At 65.9% G+C, this 16,702-nt stretch carries 12 protein-coding genes and 2 pseudogenes; 11 read left to right on the plus strand and 3 right to left on the minus strand.

Annotation, left to right across the window (positions count from 1 at the left end; genetic code table 11):
• Window positions 1–63 precede the first annotated feature (63 nt).
• A pseudogene (locus tag Q0743_RS32970) lies at window positions 64–267 on the plus strand (TolC family protein); the annotation flags it as partial.
• 57 nt (window positions 268–324) lie between these two features.
• Here Q0743_RS32970 and Q0743_RS32975 read toward each other — a convergent pair.
• A pseudogene (locus Q0743_RS32975) lies at window positions 325–666 on the minus strand (ferritin-like domain-containing protein); the annotation flags it as partial.
• Window positions 667–1,094: 428 nt separating this feature from the next.
• On the opposite strand from Q0743_RS32975, the gene Q0743_RS32980 reads away from it, so the two are divergent.
• From Q0743_RS32980 to garD, 8 genes are all read left to right on the plus strand, one after another.
• Window positions 1,095–2,177 carry a YbhN family protein gene (locus Q0743_RS32980; protein WP_298245588.1) on the plus strand — a complete coding sequence of 361 codons (1,083 nt, stop codon included), beginning with the start codon at window positions 1,095–1,097 and terminating at the stop codon, window positions 2,175–2,177.
• An 84-nt stretch (window positions 2,178–2,261) separates the two neighbouring features.
• The gene (locus Q0743_RS32985; protein WP_298245589.1) at window positions 2,262–4,217 is read left to right on the plus strand and encodes a hypothetical protein; all 1,956 of its coding nucleotides are present in this window, start codon (window positions 2,262–2,264) and stop codon (window positions 4,215–4,217) included.
• 337 nt (window positions 4,218–4,554) lie between these two features.
• A complete protein-coding gene (locus tag Q0743_RS32990) occupies window positions 4,555–5,907 on the plus strand; it encodes an MFS transporter (protein ID WP_298245590.1) in 1,353 nt (450 codons plus the stop codon).
• A gap of 123 nt (window positions 5,908–6,030) precedes the next feature.
• The gene (locus Q0743_RS32995; RefSeq protein WP_298245591.1) at window positions 6,031–6,936 is read left to right on the plus strand and encodes a LysR substrate-binding domain-containing protein; all 906 of its coding nucleotides are present in this window, start codon (window positions 6,031–6,033) and stop codon (window positions 6,934–6,936) included.
• A gap of 134 nt (window positions 6,937–7,070) precedes the next feature.
• Window positions 7,071–8,015, plus strand: a complete 945-nt coding sequence (gene kdgD, locus Q0743_RS33000; protein ID WP_298245592.1) for a 5-dehydro-4-deoxyglucarate dehydratase — start codon at window positions 7,071–7,073, stop codon at window positions 8,013–8,015.
• A gap of 26 nt (window positions 8,016–8,041) precedes the next feature.
• The gene (gudD, locus tag Q0743_RS33005; protein WP_298245593.1) at window positions 8,042–9,385 is read left to right on the plus strand and encodes a glucarate dehydratase; all 1,344 of its coding nucleotides are present in this window, start codon (window positions 8,042–8,044) and stop codon (window positions 9,383–9,385) included.
• A gap of 22 nt (window positions 9,386–9,407) precedes the next feature.
• The gene (locus Q0743_RS33010; RefSeq protein ID WP_298245594.1) at window positions 9,408–10,856 is read left to right on the plus strand and encodes an aldehyde dehydrogenase family protein; all 1,449 of its coding nucleotides are present in this window, start codon (window positions 9,408–9,410) and stop codon (window positions 10,854–10,856) included.
• Window positions 10,857–10,965: 109 nt separating this feature from the next.
• Complete coding sequence (gene garD, locus Q0743_RS33015) at window positions 10,966–12,507, plus strand: galactarate dehydratase (RefSeq protein ID WP_298245595.1); 1,542 nt, start codon at window positions 10,966–10,968, stop codon at window positions 12,505–12,507.
• A 3-nt stretch (window positions 12,508–12,510) separates the two neighbouring features.
• On the opposite strand, the gene Q0743_RS33020 is transcribed toward garD, so the two are convergent.
• Both Q0743_RS33020 and Q0743_RS33025 read right to left on the minus strand, forming a co-directional pair.
• The gene (locus Q0743_RS33020) at window positions 12,511–13,251 is read right to left on the minus strand and encodes a hypothetical protein (protein WP_298245618.1); all 741 of its coding nucleotides are present in this window, start codon (window positions 13,249–13,251) and stop codon (window positions 12,511–12,513) included.
• Between the two features lie 5 nt (window positions 13,252–13,256).
• Window positions 13,257–14,144: a MipA/OmpV family protein gene (locus Q0743_RS33025; protein WP_298245596.1), complete on the minus strand. Its 888-nt coding sequence runs from the start codon at window positions 14,142–14,144 to the stop codon at window positions 13,257–13,259.
• Between the two features lie 340 nt (window positions 14,145–14,484).
• Here Q0743_RS33025 and Q0743_RS33030 point away from each other — a divergent pair, with 340 nt between their 5' ends.
• Together Q0743_RS33030 and Q0743_RS33035 are read left to right on the plus strand one after the other, a co-directional pair.
• Window positions 14,485–15,165 carry a response regulator transcription factor gene (locus tag Q0743_RS33030; RefSeq protein WP_298245597.1) on the plus strand — a complete coding sequence of 227 codons (681 nt, stop codon included), beginning with the start codon at window positions 14,485–14,487 and terminating at the stop codon, window positions 15,163–15,165.
• Window positions 15,162–16,526: a HAMP domain-containing sensor histidine kinase gene (locus Q0743_RS33035; protein WP_298245598.1), complete on the plus strand. Its 1,365-nt coding sequence runs from the start codon at window positions 15,162–15,164 to the stop codon at window positions 16,524–16,526. The genes Q0743_RS33030 and Q0743_RS33035 overlap by 4 nt, the downstream gene beginning before the upstream one ends.
• Window positions 16,527–16,702: the final 176 nt, after the last annotated feature.

A 16,702-nucleotide genomic window follows, 5' to 3' on the forward strand; every position in this document is an offset into this window, starting at 1 on the left:
CCCGCCGCGTCGAGCGCCGCCCCGGCGCCGCTCGACGCATGGTGGACCGGCTTCGACGATCCGATGCTGGCCCAGGTGGTGCAGCGCGCCCTGAGCCAGAACCTGGACCTCGCCGCCTCCATCGCCCGCGTGCAGCAGGCGCGGGCCGCGGCCTTCGGCGCCGGCGCGGCGCTGCTGCCGACGGTGGACCTGGACGCTTCGGCCACCTACGAGAAGCAGAGCACGCGCGGCGCGCTGGGCTCGATCGCCTCCACCGTACCGGGCTACTCGCGCGGCGTGCATGACTACAGCGTGGGCCCGGCGGCGAGCTGGGAGATCGACCTGTTCGGCGGCCTGCGCCGCGTTGATCAGCGCGGCATCGAGCACCGCCTTGTCGGCGACCTCGCCCGCGGTCTCGTCGGCTTCCTCGATGATGCCGTCGATGGCCGGACAGTCGATCGCCTTCACGGCAACGCCGTGCATCTTGAAGACTTCCTCGAGCCGCGTGACGTGCTGCTTGGTTTCCTCCAGATGCGTCAAAAAGCCCTGCTTCAGCTGCGGATCGGTCGCCTTGCTGGCCATCTTCGGCAGCGCCTTGGTCAGCTGCAGCTCGGCGTAATAGATGTCCTGGAGCTGATGCACGAACAGGTCGTTCATGGTTTTGATGTCTTTTGTGAACAGTCCCATCGTTCCGTCCTATTGGGTTCTGTGGAACACGAAGGCAGCGGCCTGCGTGAAAAAGCCGCTTGTTTCCGCCATGTCCGGTTGCTGATGGGGCCACAACGAGCGCGCGGCATCGACGTTCCAAAAAGACCGAAGGCTTGCGCTGGAACAATGCGGCAGCCCCGGGATCTGAGATCATGCCGGCCTTGAGAATTGGACGAGCCGGGCCGGGCTACCGACTCATATGCTTAACGCGCCTTCGATGTGAACCGCATATGACAAAAGCGACGGTCCAGCGCAGAACCTATTGTTGTCAAGGGCTGCACAAGCCGCTGTTTTTGCATTAAATGAGCTGGATCATGCCTAGCGATCGATGCCTGCCTTTGGCCATGATCGCACCCGACTGGCCAATGCCTGGCCCGGTCGGTCTTTGCCCCCCGCCGGGAGGATGAATGCACGGACTGCTGCCCGCGCTGCAACGCGGCTTCAAGAGATGGATCGGCTGGCGACGGCTTGGAGTTGCCGCGAGCATCTTCATCATTGCCTTCGCGATCACCTCGCTGGTGCGGACCCTCAAGGGCATCGATACCGGGGTCATCCTGACGGCGTTGACCGAGATTCCCCGCGGCAGCATCGGGCTTGCGGCGGTGTGCGTCTTTTTCGCGTTCTGCACGCTGACCTTCTACGACTTTTTCGCATTGCGAACGATCGGCAAGAAGCACGTGCCCTATCGCATCGCGGCGCTCTCCAGCTTCACGTCCTATTCGATCGGCCACAATATCGGCGCCACCGTCTTTACCGGCGGGGCGATCCGTTTCCGGATCTATTCTGATTACGGGCTGAACGCGATCGACGTCGCCAAGATCTGCTTCCTGTCGGGCCTGACCTTCTGGCTCGGTAACATCTTCGTGCTCTCGATCGGTATGGCGATCCACCCGGATGCGGCATCCTCGATGGATCAGCTGCCGTCGTCACTCAACCGGCTGATCGCGCTCGGCGGGCTCGCCTCGATCGGGGCTTATCTCGTCTGGCTCGTCATGGGCGAGAAGCGGCGCGAGCTCGGCCAGAAGGGCTGGAAGGTGGTGCTGCCCTCGGCGCCGCTGACGCTGGTCCAGATCCTGATCGGCGTGGTCGATCTCGGCTTCTGCGCCACGGCGATGTACCTCCTGATGCCGGCCAATCCGCCGATCGACTTCCTGTCGCTCGCGGTGGTGTTCATCCTGGCGACACTGCTCGGCTTCGCCAGCCACGCGCCCGGCTCGATTGGCGTGTTCGATGCCGCCATGCTGCTGGCGCTGCCTGAGTTCGGCCGCGAGCAGCTTCTGGCGACGCTGCTGGTGTTCCGCATTCTCTATTTCGTGATCCCGTTCGGCCTCGCCATCTCCATCATGGGCACGCGCGAGCTCTGGATGAACGTGGTCGAGCCCTGGCAGGAGCGGCGGCGGCTGGCGGAGGCCTGCGCGCAGGCCAATTTGCCCAAGCAGGTGGCGGCCATGGAGCGCGAGCGGGCGCTGCGGCAGGTCAATAAGCGGTAAGGGCGGAGATCCAGACAAAGGTTGCGGACGGACGCGCAATCCTCTCTTATTTCCGCCTCAACTTTGCCGTTGAAGACGCGGGCCATGATCCCTGTATTGCTTCGTAAACTTTCGGCCTGCGCCCTGCTGCTGGCCGGGCTTTTGACCGTTTTGCCGGCCGAGCGCGCCGCCGCGCAGGACGCCGGCTCCCTGCAGATCAGCTGGGAGGTCCGCAACCGCTTCCGCCTGTTCCGCGAGGAGCGCGACTTCCTGCTCCATGTCGAGAACGCGCGCAATCGCAGCATCCTTGCCGCCGAACAGTCGCTGGAGCTCCAGAGCGAGGGCCGTGGCTGGGCCCGCAACATGGTCAATCGCCTCTGCATCGACCTTCAGGGCCGCGTCAACCAGCCCTGCACACGCGACAACACCAAGGAAAACTATCTGACGCCGATCGACCATCCCGTCACCGTGCGCCTCGTTGGCGCCGTGCCGGTCGGCGCCACCTGCGCCTGGTCGTTCGACGACGGCGACGGGCCACAGCAATCCACCTTCGACTGTGCCGAGCCGGTCAATCTGCGCGTCCGCTACGGCAAGCAGACGGTCGCGACCGTCGACGTCTCCTCCGGCGCCGATCCCAGCCAGCGCATCCAGACCGAGATTCAAGTCCGCGACATCTTCGTCGCCGGCCTCGGGGACAGCATCGCCTCGGGCGAAGGCAATCCGGATCGACCGCTGGCGCTGTCCGACGAAGGATTTTGCTTCCGCTCCTATCTCGGCACCGCCGCCGGCGGCCAGTACTACCGGCCGAGCCGCCATGGCTTCAAGGGCGGCCGTGCCTGCGAGGCGCCGGACACGCTCGCGAACTGGCAGCGCTACAGCGCGCTCTGGTTCAACTCGCCCTGCCACCGCTCGCTCTATAGCTATCAGACCCGCACGGCACTCGCGCTCGCAGTGCGCTACACCCACATCGCCGTGACCTATCTGCCGCTCGCCTGCACCGGCGCCAGCATCGGCGACGGCCTGCTCGGCTCGCAGCGCGCCCGCGAATGCCCGCCCGGCAAGACCGGCGTCTGCAACACCAGCGTGAACGCGCAGGTCGCCGAGCTGCGCGAGGCGCTCACCGCGGCGAAGAAGCGCCAACCGGACCGCACGCTCGATCTCGTGCTGCTGTCGGTCGGCGCCAACGACGTCTATTTCTCCGGCCTCGTCGCCGACGTCATCGTCGACACCGCGACCGAACGGGCGCTGTTCCGCCGCTCCGGCGTGATGGCGAGCGTCGACGATTCCCGCGACGCGCTGACGCGCGAGCTGCCGCAGAATTTCGTCAAGCTGCGCGAGGGGCTGAAGCCGCTGGTCGGCGGCGACCTCTCGCATGTCGTCTACGTCTCCTACGCCAATCCCGCGCTCGCCGATGGCGGCGTGCCCTGCCGCGGCGGCCGCGCCGGCTTCGACATCCATCCGTCCTTCAACGCCGATCCGCAGCGCCTTGCCCGCGTGTCGACCTTCGTCGACACCGAATTCCTGCCGCAGCTGAAGGGCCTCGCGACCTGCACCCGCGGCGCGCTGTGCCGCGATCCCGAGGCGGACCGCATGACCTTCGTCGATGCGCATCAGGCCGCGTTCGGCGACCACGGCTTCTGCGCGCATTCCGGCAACGACCCCGAATTCGATCGCGCCTGCTTTGCCGAGAACGGCCAGAGCTTCAACCCTGACATCGTGAGCGCGGCGAGCCAGCCGATGCTGTGCGGCCGCGGCGCCTCGGAATACCGCGCCTATTTGCCGCGCGCACGCTGGATCCGTGATGCCAATGACAGCTATTTTGCTGCGATGACCTATCCGCAGGGATTGCCGGCAGCAAGCCAGCCGACCGACATCCACGATGCGACCTGGGGCGTGCTCTCGGCGGTGTATGGCGGCGCGGTGCATCCGAGCGCGGAAGGGCATGCGGCGATGGCCGACGCGGCGCTGCCGGCCGCAAGCGCTGTGCTCGGCCTCGATGCTGCGCCTCCCGGCGTGACGCGCGGACTGCTGGCGCCGCTGCTGGGCGGTGCGCAGCAGTAGGGCGGCAACATCGTAGCCCGGATGAGCGAAGCGACATCCGGAACCGCTCCCCCCGCATAATCGCTTCGCTCATCCGGGCTACGCTGCCCACCGCACCGTCCACACTCTCGGTGTCATCGCCCGCGCAGCGGGCGATCCAGTACGCCGTGACAGAAGTGATTGAATCGAGAAGCCGCGGCGTACTGGATTCCCCGTCTGGCGGGGAATGACGGTGGTGTATGCGCCGTTCCATCAATCCAAAAACGGCATCGATCGATACTCCCTTCAACTTGGACACTTCGCCGCGCGCGCCTCTAGGAGTCGCCTTGAGGAAATGTTCGACTGAAGGAGGCGCCTGATGAGCGCAGTGGTGTCCGCAGCGGACGCGAGGAGATCTCGCGTCAGGCTGTTCATCGTGACCATGTTGTTCCTGGTCACCACAGTGAATTATGCCGACCGCGCCACGCTGTCGATCGCCGGCCCCGCGCTCTCCAAGGAGCTGCATCTGGATCCCGTCGCCATGGGCTGGATCTTCTCGGCGTTCGGCTGGTCCTATGTCGTGGCGCAGGTACCCGGCGGCTGGCTGCTCGACCGTTACGGCTCGCGCCTCGTCTATGCCTTCAGCATCATCATCTGGTCGCTGTTCACGCTGATGCAGGGCTGGGTCGGCTTCCTCAGCGCCGGCACGGCCGTCGTCGCGCTGTTCGCGCTGCGCCTGCTTGTCGGTGTCGCGGAAGCACCCTCCTTCCCGGCGAACGCCCGCATCGTCGCGGCTTGGTTTCCGGGCAACGAGCGTGGCACGGCGTCGGCCTTCTTCAACGCGGGACAGTATTTCGCCACCGTGATCTTCGCGCCGCTGATGGGCTGGATCGCGCATTCCTATGGCTGGCGCTTCGTGTTCGTCGTGATGGGCGCGCTCGGCATCGTCATGGGCGTGGTCTGGCTCAAGACCATCTACGGACCGAAGGAGCATCCTTCGATCAACGAGGCCGAGTTCGACTACATCAAGGAAGGCGGCGCGCTGGTCGATCTCGACGCGCCCAAGGACGATCTGCCGCGCGCGCGTGCGTCGGAAGCCGGCTCCGGATGGGACCATATCCGCCAGTTGCTCTCGAACCGCATGATGCTCGGCGTTTATCTCGGCCAGTACTGCATCAACACGCTGACCTATTTCTTCCTGACCTGGTTTCCGGTCTACCTCGTCAAGGAGCGCGGCCTGTCGATCCTGCAAGCCGGCTTCGTGGCGACGCTGCCAGCACTGTGCGGCTTCATCGGCGGCGTGCTCGGCGGCATCATCTCGGATGCGATCCTGCGCAGGACCGGCTCGCTGACCATGGCGCGCAAGATCCCGATCGTCGGCGGCATGCTGCTGTCGATGTCGATCATCGCCTGCAACTATGTCGACGGACAGGCGCTGGTGGTCGGCTTCATGGCGCTCGCCTTCTTCGGCAAGGGCATCGGCGCGCTCGGCTGGGCGGTCGTCTCCGACACCTCGCCGAAGGAAGCCGGCGGCGTCTCCGGCGGCCTGTTCAACACCTTCGGCAACCTGTCCTCGATCACCACCCCGATCGTGATCGGCTACATCCTGGCGGCGACCGGCTCGTTCAACGGCGCGCTGGTGTTCGTCGGCGCCAACGCGCTGGTGGCGGCGTTCGCCTATCTCGTCATCGTCGGCAAGATCGAGCGGGTGACGCTCAAACGTTCCTCCTGAGGGCTCCCATGGGAGCTTGACCAGGCAACTCAACGGCGGCCCCAAAAGCCGCCGTCTTTGTTTTGGGGGTGATCGATGCTAGAAGTCCCGGGGAAACGCCTTATCCATCTAAGGCATGTATCGATGTTCGACCTCAACCAGCTCCGCTGTTTCGTCACGGTGGCGGAGGAACTGCATTTCGGCCGCGCCGCCGCGCGGCTGAACATGACCCAACCGCCGTTGTCCCGGCAGATCCAGGTGCTCGAGCACATCATCGACGCGCCGCTGCTGGAACGCACCAGCCGGTCGGTACGGCTGACGCCGGCGGGGCGCAGCTTCCTCCCGGAGGCGCGACGCATCCTCAAGCTGGCGGAGAGCGCCTCGCAGGTGGCCCGCCGCATCGCACTCGGCAAGACCGGCTCGCTGAAGATCGGCTTCACCGCCGCCGCCGCCTACGGCTTCCTGCCCGAGCTCGTCGCGGCGTGCCGCGCCAAGCTGCCGGAAGTCGATTTCTCGCTGAAGGAGATGGTGTCGGGCGACCAGTTCGAGGCGCTCACGTCAGGCCAGATCGACGCCGGCCTGCTGCGGCCGCCGATCGCGCGGCCCGAGCTCACCAGCCGCCGCGTCGTCGCCGAGCCGCTGCTCGCCGCGATCCCGAAGAAGCATCCGCTGGCGAACGCCGAGAGTATCACCATCAAGGATTTCGACGACCAGCCCTTCGTGATGTATTCGCCCTATGAGAGCCGCTACTTCCACGACCTGCTGGTGGCGCAGTTCACCCGCGCCGACGTGCTGCCGCGCTACGTCCAGCACCTCAGCCAGATCCACTCCATCCTCGCCATGGTGCGCGCCGGCCTCGGCCTTGCCGTCGTGCCGGCTGCGGCCGCGGGCCTGAAGATCTCCGACGTCCGGCTGCGGCCGCTGAAGCTGCGGGGCCGCGTGCCGGTCGAGCTGTTTATGGTCTGGCGCCGCGACGACGAAAATCCGCTGCTCTCGGCGCTGGTCAAGATCGCCGGCGAATTGTCGTCCGCGGAGGTGGCGGAAGATTGATGCTCAATCCGCATCGGTCGATATAGGCTTTGGCTTGGACCCGCATCGAACGGTCTCCTAAACCACGGCGCATGGACGCGCCGGCCCTTGAGGCCCGCGTCCTCCACAACACGCTAATCAAGGGAGCAGCGCCCGTGAGCAAGATGACCCCGCAGGAAATGGCCCAGAAGATCGGTTCGGGCCTCCTGTCCTTTCCCGTCACGCCGTTCAAGGCAGACTTTTCCTTCGACGAGGCGACCTATCGCGCCAACATGGACTGGCTGTGCGGCTATGATGTTGCCGGCCTGTTCGCCGCCGGCGGCACCGGCGAGTTCTTCTCGCTGACGCCATCAGAGGTTCCTGAGGTCGTCAGGGTCGCCGTCGACGAAACCAAGGGCCGCGTGCCCGTGCTCGCCGGCACCGGCTACGGCACCGCCATCGCCCGCGACATCGCGATCGGCGCGGAAAAGGCCGGCGCCGACGGCCTGTTGCTGCTGCCGCCCTATCTCACCCATTCCGAACAGGAAGGCCTTGCCGCCCATGTCGAGGCGGTGTGCGCCGCCGTGAAGATCGGCGTCATCGTCTACAACCGCGACAACGCCATCCTGCAGCCCGACACCCTGGCGCGCCTTGCCGAGCGCTGCCCGAACCTCGTCGGCTACAAGGACGGCATCGGCGACATCGAGCTGATGACGCGCGTCTACACCAAGCTCGGCGACCGCCTCACCTATGTCGGCGGCCTGCCGACTGCCGAGACCTTCGCGCTGCCCTATCTCGACATGGGCGTGACGACCTATTCCTCCGCCGTGTTCAACTTCGTTCCGGAATTCGCCACCAATTTCTACGCGGCCGTGCGCAAGCGCGACCACGCCACGATCCAGGCCGGGCTGAAGGATTTCATCCTGCCGCTGATCGCGATCCGCAACCGCAAGAAGGGTTACGCGGTCTCGATCATCAAGGCCGGCATGAAGGTGATCGGCCGCGATTCCGGCCCGGTGCGCCCGCCGCTGACCGACCTCTCCGAGCAGGAGATCGCCGAATTGGCCGCGCTGGTGAAGAAGCTGCCCGCCGCACGTTCGTCACAACAGGCTGCAGAATAAGGACGGAAAACAGGGAGGAGCGTGTAATGGCCCAGACGGACATTTCCGGCGCACCGGTCGTGACAGCGATGCAGGTGATCCCGGTCGCGGGCCGCGACAGCATGCTCCTCAACCTCAGCGGCGCACACGCGCCGTTCTTCACCCGCAACATCGTCATCCTCACCGACAATGCCGGCCACACCGGCGTCGGCGAGGTGCCGGGCGGGCAGAAGATCTGGCAGACGCTGCAGGATGCCCGCGACCTTGTCATCGGCAAGACCGTTGGCGCGATGAACAACATTCTGGCCGACGTCCGCACCGCGTTCGCCGACCGTGACGCCGGCGGACGCGGCAAGCAGACCTTCGACCTGCGCGTGATGATCCACGCGGTCACCGCGATCGAATCCGCCCTGCTCGATCTGCTCGGCCAGCATCTCAACCTGCCCGTCGCCGCCCTGCTCGGCGAAGGCCAGCAACGCAATAGCGTCGAGACGCTCGGTTATCTCTTCTTCGTCGGGGATATCCGCAAGTCGAAGCTGAGCTATGTCCAGGGCGAGACCGGCAAGGCGGAATGGTTCAACCTCCGCCATCAGGAGGCGATGACGCCGGAGACCGTGGTGCGCCTCGCCGAAGCCACCCACGACCATTACGGCTTCGCCGATTTCAAGCTGAAAGGTGGCGTGCTGCGCGGCGAGCAGGAGATCGAGGCCGTTACCGCCATCGCAAAGCGTTTTCCGAACGCACGCGTGACGCTCGACCCCAACGGCGCCTGGTCGCTCGACGAGGCGATCAGCCTCTGCAAAGGCATGCACGGCATCCTCGCCTATGCCGAGGACCCCTGCGGCGCCGAGGCCGGCTTCTCCGGCCGCGAGATCATGGCCGAGTTCCGCCGCGCCACGGGCCTGCCGACCGCAACCAACATGATCGCGACCGATTGGCGGCAGCTCTCCCACGCGCTGCGCCTGGGCGCGGTGGACATTCCGCTGGCCGACCCCCATTTCTGGACCATGCAGGGCTCGGTGCGCGTGGCCCAGACCTGCCGCGACAACGGCCTGACCTGGGGCTCGCACTCCAACAACCACTTTGACATTTCGCTGGCCATGTTCACCCATGTCGGCGCCGCCGCGCCCGGCAAGGTCACGGCGATCGACACCCATTGGATCTGGCAGGACGGCCAGGCCCTGACCCGGGAGCCGCTCCAGATCAAGGGCGGCAAGATCGCGGTGCCGGACCGGCCCGGCCTGGGCATCGAAATCGACAGGGCCGCTATCGACGCGGCGCATGACCTCTACAAGCAGCATGGACTTGGCGCCCGCGATGACGCTATTGCCATGCAGGACCTGATCCCAGGCTGGACCTTCGACGACAAGCGTCCCTGCCTCGTGCGTTAAAAACATTCCCTGGAGGAACGAGATGACTGCGATCCTGAAGAATTTCATCGGCGGCGAGTGGGTCGACGGCTCCGGCGTCACCAGGAACATCAACCCCTCCAACACCAACGACCTCGTCGGCGAGTACGCCAAGGCCGACAAGGCGCAGACCGAGAAGGCGATCGCCGCGGCCAAGGCCGCCTTCCCCGCCTGGTCGCAATCGACGCCGCAGGCGCGCTTCGACGCGCTCAACAAGATCTCGCTCGAAATCCTCGCCCGCAAGGAAGAGCTCGGCCGCCTGCTCGCACGCGAGGAAGGCAAGACGCTGCCGGAAGGTATCGGCGAGGTCGCCCGCGCCGGCCAGATCTTTGCGTTCTTCGCCGGTGAAGCCCTGCGCCTGATCGGCGAGAAGGGCGCCTCGGTGCGCCCCGGCCTCGACGTCGAGCTGACCCGCGAGCCGGTCGGCGTCGTCGGCATGATCACGCCCTGGAATTTCCCGATCGCGATCCCCGCCTGGAAGATCGCGCCCGCGCTCTGCTACGGCAACACCGTGGTGTTCAAGCCGGCCGAGCTGGTGCCGGGCTCGGGTCACGCGCTGGCCGAGATCATCACCCGCTCCGGCATTCCCGCCGGCGTCTTCAACCTCGTGGTCGGCTCCGGCTCGGTGGTCGGCCAGACGCTCCTTGAGAGCCCCGACGTCGCCGCGATCTCCTTCACCGGCTCGGTGCAGACGGGGCGCAAGATCGCGCAGGCTTGCGTGCTGTCGAATCCCATGAAGAAATTCCAGCTTGAGATGGGCGGCAAGAATCCGCTGGTCGTGCTCGACGACGCCGACCTCAAGACCGCCGTCGAAGTCGCCGTCAACGGCGCCTATTTCTCGACCGGCCAGCGCTGCACCGCCTCCTCCCGCCTGATCGTCACCGAGGGCATCCACGACCGCTTCGTCGCGGCAGTGGCCGAGCGGCTGGCGGGCCTGTCGGTGGACGACGCGCTCAAGGCCGGCGTGCATATCGGCCCGGTGGTCGACCAGAGCCAGCTCGACCAGGACCTGCGCTACATCAAGATCGGCCAGGACGAAGGCGCCAAGCTCGCCTTCGGCGGCGAGCTGCTGAAGCGCGAGAACCCCGGTCACTACCTCGCGCCGGCGCTGTTCACCGAAGCCAACAACAACATGCGCATCGCGCGCGAAGAAATTTTTGGCCCGGTCGCCGCCGTCATCCGCGCCAAGAACTACGAGGAGGCGCTGGCGATCTCCAACGACACCGAGTTCGGCCTTGCGTCCGGCATCTGCACCACCAGCCTCAAATACGCCTCGCACTACAAGCGCAACAGCGAGTCCGGCATGGTGATGGTCAATCTGCCGACCGCCGGCGTCGACTATCACGTGCCGTTCGGCGGCCGGAAGGGCTCGAGCTACGGCGCCCGCGAGCAGGGCTCCTACGCGCGCGAGTTCTATACGACGGTGAAGACGGCCTATACGTTCCCGGGCTGAGACACCGTAGGGCGGGTTAGCGTCAGCGTAACCCGCCTTGTTTCCGAGCATTGGGAAGGGCGGCGGGTTACGCCTTCGGCTAACCTGCCCTACAAATCCGGAGCCCGTGATGGACCAGGACGTCGCAGCGAAAGAGCAGCCCCGCTACATCAAGCTCAACGAGCGCGACAATGTCGCGATCGTGGTCAATGATTTCGGGCTTCCCGCCGGCTCTCGCTTCGCTGGCGGACTGACGCTGCGCGCCTTCGTGCCGCAGGGGCACAAGACGGCGCTGGTCGACATCGCGCAAGACGCGCCGATCATTCGCTATGGCGAGATCATCGGCTATGCGCTCTCGCCGATCCTCGCCGGCGAATGGGTGGACGAGGCCCGCATCCGCATGCCCGAGGCCCCCGACCTCGACAAGCTGGAAATTTCCACCGCCGTTCCCGCGCCGCTGCCGCCGCTCGAGGGTTTCACTTTCGAGGGCTATCGCAATCCGGATGGCTCGGTCGGCACGAAGAACATTCTGGGCATCTCCTCCTCCGTGCAATGCGTCAAGGGCACGATGGAATATGCGGTCAAGCGCATCCGCGCCGAGCTGTTGCCGAAGTACCCCAATGTCGACGACGTGGTGCCGCTGACGCATGCCTATGGCTGCGGCGTCGCCATCAATGCGCCCGACGCCGTAGTGCCGATCCGCACGCTGCAGAACATCGCGCAGAACCCGAATTTCGGCGGCGAGATTTTGGTCGTCGGTCTCGGCTGCGAGAAGCTCGCACCGGAGCGGCTGGTGCCGGAGGGCGTCAGCGATGCCATCGTGCGCATGCAGGACGAAGCCTTCGACGGGTTCGGCGCCATCGTGGACGCGATCATGACCCAGGCCGAGGCGCGGCTGAAGGTGCTCAACACCCGCAAGCGCGAGACCTGCCCCGCCGCCGATCTCGTCATCGGCCTGCAATGCGGCGGCAGCGATGCCTTCTCCGGCGTCACCGCGAATCCTGCCGTCGGCTTTGCCGCGGACCTGCTGGTGCGCGCCGGCGCCACCGTGATGTTCTCCGAAGTCACGGAAGTGCGCGACGCCATCCAGCTGCTGACCCGCCGCGCGATCAACGAGGATGTCGGCCGCGCGCTGGTGCGCGAGATGGCCTGGTACGATTCTTATCTGGCCCGGGGCGGCGCGGACCGCAGCGCCAACACCACGCCCGGCAACAAGAAGGGCGGCCTTGCCAACATCGTCGAGAAGTCGCTGGGCTCGATCGTGAAGTCGGGCTCGAGCGCGATCACCGGCGTGCTCTCGCCCGGCGAGAAGGCGACGCAGAAGGGCATGCTGTTCGCGGCAACGCCGGCGTCCGACTTCATCTGCGGTACGCTGCAGCTCGCCTCCGGCATGACGCTGCAGGTGTTCACCACCGGCCGCGGCACGCCTTACGGCCTTGCCGCCGCGCCCGTGATCAAGGTCGCGACGCGCAGCGAGCTGGCGCGGCGCTGGAAGGACCTGATCGATTTCGATTCGGGCAGCATCGCCACCGGCGAGAAGACCATCGAGGAATGCGGCTGGGACCTGTTCCGCCTGATCCTCGACGTCGCCTCCGGCCGCACCAAGCCGTGGTCGGACCGCTGGGGCATCCACAACGATCTCACGCTGTTCAATCCTGCGCCCGTGACCTGAGGCCTACTGGCCGTCGATCAGGTGCATGTCGCCCAGCGTGACCGGAAGGCTGCGCGTGATGAGGTCCGCGACCGCAGCGCGCAACCGCTCGCTCGACGCTGCCCCCCCAAGCGTCTCGTCGACCGGCCCGCTCGGGCCGGCAATCCGCACGGTCCCGGTGTTGTCGAGCGGCGCCGCCGCACGCTTCTCGATCACGTCGAACGCTTTGCCGTCGATGATCCGGACTTCGTACAGCGCATGGATCAGGCCGTAATCCGCCAGCAGCGTCCGGTATTCGGCGAGCCCGACGCCCTCGACGTTGCGGCCGTTGCCGAGCTTCGATCTTGCCCGGGTGATGACGACATAGGCATCAAGCCCTTGAGGCGTTACATCGCTGCGAACCAGCTCCTTGAACGGATCGCTGCGCAGAAGATTGACGGGCGCAACCGCCGAATCCCTGACGGCGGCGAACGCGCCGCGCCTGTAGCTCACCGGCTGCACGCGAAAGCGCCCACTCAGGAGCCTCGTCGCCTGCTGGACGATCAACTCGTCCAGTCCCCAGGCGCTGATCGACAGGCTTTGCGCGGTGTTGCCGAGCCCGGTCAGGCCGGCTTGCGTCAGGCTCATCTCCTCGCCGATGGCCGAGACGATGCCAAGGGTCTTGATCGCCTGGAGTTTCGTCGTGCGCGTCTCGAACGCGGCGGCAGCACCGAGGACGGCGGACGCGATCGCAAGGCCCACCCCTAGAAGAGCAATACGGCGCATGGCGATCATCGAATCCTGAAGTCGAACGAATAGGACGCACCGATGCCGACGGTGGTCTGGTTCGACGATCCCCGCAGCTTCACCAGCGGGCTGTCCGCGGCATCGCCGAGCAGCTTCTCGTATTCGACATAGGCGTGGACCTCCCATTGCGGATTGATGCGATAGGAGACCTGGCTGCCGAAGCCGACCGAATGCGCGCCGCCTTTGGCATCGTACGCCGGCAACCCCGACGCCAGCGCCTGCGCGGCGTCGACGCCGAAATAGGGCGCCGTCGCCTTGGTGCTCTTCCAGGTAAAGCGCGGGCCGGCCGAGATCGTGAGCCTCTGGATCAGCGGCACGATGACGTCGGCGGAGACGTCGGCGACCGTGCCGGTATGCCCACCCACGCCCTGGCGCAATTCGCTGCGCAGGCGCAGCCAGTCGACGGGATAATATTCGACGAAGCCGCCGAGCTCGTAGGCCGCCTTGACGTCGCCGAGGCCGGTCAGCTCGGCATATTTGTCGGCCTTGCGCGAGGCGACGTATTTGAACGCCGGGCCCACGCGGAAATTGCCGACGTCGAGCAGCGCGATGCTGGCGCTGTCGCGCGGCCCGCGAAACTGGTCGATCGATCCGGCACGGCGAATGGAGAAGATCGGGATCGGCATCAGCTTGCCGTTCTTCGACCCGACAAAGTCGGGCATGTACTGGCCGCCGATTCCGACCATGACCGTCCAGTTGCCGGACGGCGACGGCAGCATCGGCAGCTCGAATGGCGGTGCCGGCAGCGTGAACGCGGTCTGCGCCGATGCGGATTGCGCGGTCGCCATGATTGTACCGAGTGCGGCAAGACAGGCGGTCGTCCGCCGCGCATGCGCCGTGAGGCGGAGAGCGGCTTCGTCGAGATGCTTCATTACGGGGCCCCATCGGCCTTGCTGGCCGAACAGACTGGTGTGGTCAGGAGCCCAGCATGTGGCCCGGCAAAATTGCCCCAAGATTGCAACGGGCCAGCGCGCCTGCAACATTCCGCGCCTCAAAGGCGGCCGCCGGATCAACATTGCCCGAACATTGCCCCAGCGTGCGCGCGTGCCGAAATTTCGGCCGGCGGCGCCCCGCAGAGCCCGTGTCCCTGCCTTTTATTCGCCAAGCTCGCTGCCTTAAAGGGAACTTCGCGCACGAACCGAAACGCCGGACTTCGGCCAGGAAGCGTCAAGCCGGGCTTCGTTTGCCCCTCAGGAGTCAAGGACGACCCGCGTGCGCTCGCTCGTGATCGAAGACGAACCGCAGATCGGCGCCTATGTCAGCCGACTGCTCGGACAATTGCACGGCGTCGTCGACGTCGTCCGTTCGATTGCCGAGGCCCGCCAGGCGCTGAACAATTTCAAATATGATCTTGCGATCGTCGACCGGATGCTGCCTGACGGCGATGCGCTCCAGGTGGTCACGACGCTGAGCCGGTCACCGGAGCGACCCGCGATCATCATGCTGACGTCCAAGGACACCAAGGAGGACGTCGTCGACGGCCTCAATGGCGGCGCCGACGACTATCTCGGCAAGCCGTTCGAGCCACAGGAGCTGATCGCGCGCGTGCGCGCGGTGCTGCGGCGGCCCCGGCTGCTCGCCCCGTCCGTGCTGTCGCTCGGCAATGTCGAGCTGCATCTCGGCAGCAACGAAGTTCTGGTCGCCGACAGGAAGATCCTGCTGCGCCGGCGCGAGGCACTGATCCTCGCCGCACTGCTGATGCGCCGCGACCGCGTCATCACCCGCGCCGCCCTGATCGAGGAAATCTACGGTTTCGACGACGAGATCGAGTCCAACACGCTCGAAGCCCAGGTCTCGCGCCTGAGAAAGAAGCTGGCCGCATTCGGCGGCGATGTCGAGATCCGCAGCATGCGGGGCATCGGCTACATCCTGCGGCTGGCGACACCGCGATGACGTCGATTGCCCGGACGTTCGCGATCTCGCTCGGCATCGCCGCCACGACGATCTTCCTGATCATGCTCGGCCTGTTCATGTGGCGCTATCCGATGGAGGAGCGCGAGTTCAGGGCCTGCCGGGTTGTCGTTGCCGTTCTCGACCGCGCCACGGTGATCGAAGGCCAGAAGCTGACGGTTCGCTCGACTCCCGCACTCCAGGAGCTCAAGGCGGACAGCCCGAACCTCTGGTACGTCGTGTCGGTGGGCGACATGGTCAGCGAGTACGGCAGCGAACGCCGTCCCGCCCTCCCCTTCGCATTTCCCTATCACGGGCCGATCGGCTCCTCCGTTTTCAACACGCTCGACCAGAAGAGCACCTTCTGCCTCGCCGTCATGCAACGAGGGGCGTCGCAGCTCACGATGATGGTGGGAGAACCTCAGGTCCGGTTCGGCCGGATTGCACGAAACTTTCTCATCCGCAGCGTCTTTTCGATCATGCTGCTGGCGCTGGCCTTTGCTGCGACCGTTGCCGTCGGCGCCGCGCTTGCCGCGCGTTTCGTCTCGCGCGGCATCGAACGGGTGGCGCTTCGCGCGCTGGCGATCGACCCTGCAGCACCGCAAGGTCTGATCTCCCTGTCCGAGGTCCCTCGCGAATTGAAGCCGTTGGTCGAGGCGCTGAACCGCGCCTTCGGCGAGATCGACGCCTATATCAGGATGCAGCGCCGCTTTCTCGGCAATGCCGCCCATCAGCTTCGCACGCCGCTGACGCTGCTGCGCGCGAAGGTCGAGGACGTGCCCGAGCCGGCCTTGAGAGCCGAGTTGGTGCGCGACATTAGGCGGCTGACGTCGCTGGTGTCCGCCATGCTCGACCTGGCCCGGTTGCAAAATCATACGATCGAGAAACGGCCGATCGATCTCGCGCAGATCACGCTGGACGTGCTGGCCGATTTCGGCCCCTCGGCAGTGGACGCCGGCATCGAGCTCGCGCTGGACCAGACCGAGAAAGGTCCTATCCTCGTGCAGGGCGTGGACGCAGCGATCCGCAGCGCGCTTGCCAATCTCGTCGGCAATGCGCTGATCCACGCCCGCGGCGCGCGCCGTATCGTCGCCACGCTGGGCCGCGACGGCGTCTCGATTGACGACGACGGCGCAGGCCTGCCCGATGGCGCCGAACACAAATTGCTCGAGCCGTTTCAGACCGGCAACACCGCCGGCGACGGTGCCGGCCTCGGCCTGTCGATCGTCCGCGAGATCATGGCGGCCCATGGCGGCGAGCTCATCATCTCGTCCGCCCCCGGTCGCGGCACGACCATGAGCCTGCGCTTTCCGGTGACCGTCGCGCCGATCAGACCTGCGCAGCTGGAGTTGCAGACAAGCTAGCTGCGAGCTGCGCCGATCGATGCCGCGAAACCGTCCGGAAACATTGACGCCGAAAGCTTCGTCATCGTTTCGTCCTGTCGTATCACGCAATCAAATAGGTTCGTCCACGGACACACGAATGTTCGCACACGAGCGAACCTCTTTGTGCATCGCCACGACCAAACCTCCGATTGACA

It is taken from the genome of uncultured Bradyrhizobium sp., assembly GCF_936943645.1.
Lineage (GTDB): Bacteria > Pseudomonadota > Alphaproteobacteria > Rhizobiales > Xanthobacteraceae > Bradyrhizobium.

Excerpts from the sequence above, each read along its gene's own strand:
- Q0743_RS32980 (WP_298245588.1), top strand. The coding sequence starts at position 1,095 with ATGCACGGACTGCTGCCCGCGCTGCAACGCGGCTTCAAGAGATGGATC.
- Q0743_RS32985 (WP_298245589.1), top strand. The coding sequence starts at position 2,262 with ATGATCCCTGTATTGCTTCGTAAACTTTCGGCCTGCGCCCTGCTGCTG.
- Q0743_RS32990 (WP_298245590.1), top strand. The coding sequence starts at position 4,555 with ATGAGCGCAGTGGTGTCCGCAGCGGACGCGAGGAGATCTCGCGTCAGG.
- Q0743_RS32995 (WP_298245591.1), top strand. The coding sequence starts at position 6,031 with ATGTTCGACCTCAACCAGCTCCGCTGTTTCGTCACGGTGGCGGAGGAA.
- gudD (WP_298245593.1), top strand. The coding sequence starts at position 8,042 with ATGGCCCAGACGGACATTTCCGGCGCACCGGTCGTGACAGCGATGCAG.
- Q0743_RS33010 (WP_298245594.1), top strand. The coding sequence starts at position 9,408 with ATGACTGCGATCCTGAAGAATTTCATCGGCGGCGAGTGGGTCGACGGC.
- garD (WP_298245595.1), top strand. The coding sequence starts at position 10,966 with ATGGACCAGGACGTCGCAGCGAAAGAGCAGCCCCGCTACATCAAGCTC.
- Q0743_RS33020 (WP_298245618.1), bottom strand. The coding sequence starts at position 13,251 with ATGCGCCGTATTGCTCTTCTAGGGGTGGGCCTTGCGATCGCGTCCGCC.
- Q0743_RS33025 (WP_298245596.1), bottom strand. The coding sequence starts at position 14,144 with ATGAAGCATCTCGACGAAGCCGCTCTCCGCCTCACGGCGCATGCGCGG.
- Q0743_RS33035 (WP_298245598.1), top strand. The coding sequence starts at position 15,162 with ATGACGTCGATTGCCCGGACGTTCGCGATCTCGCTCGGCATCGCCGCC.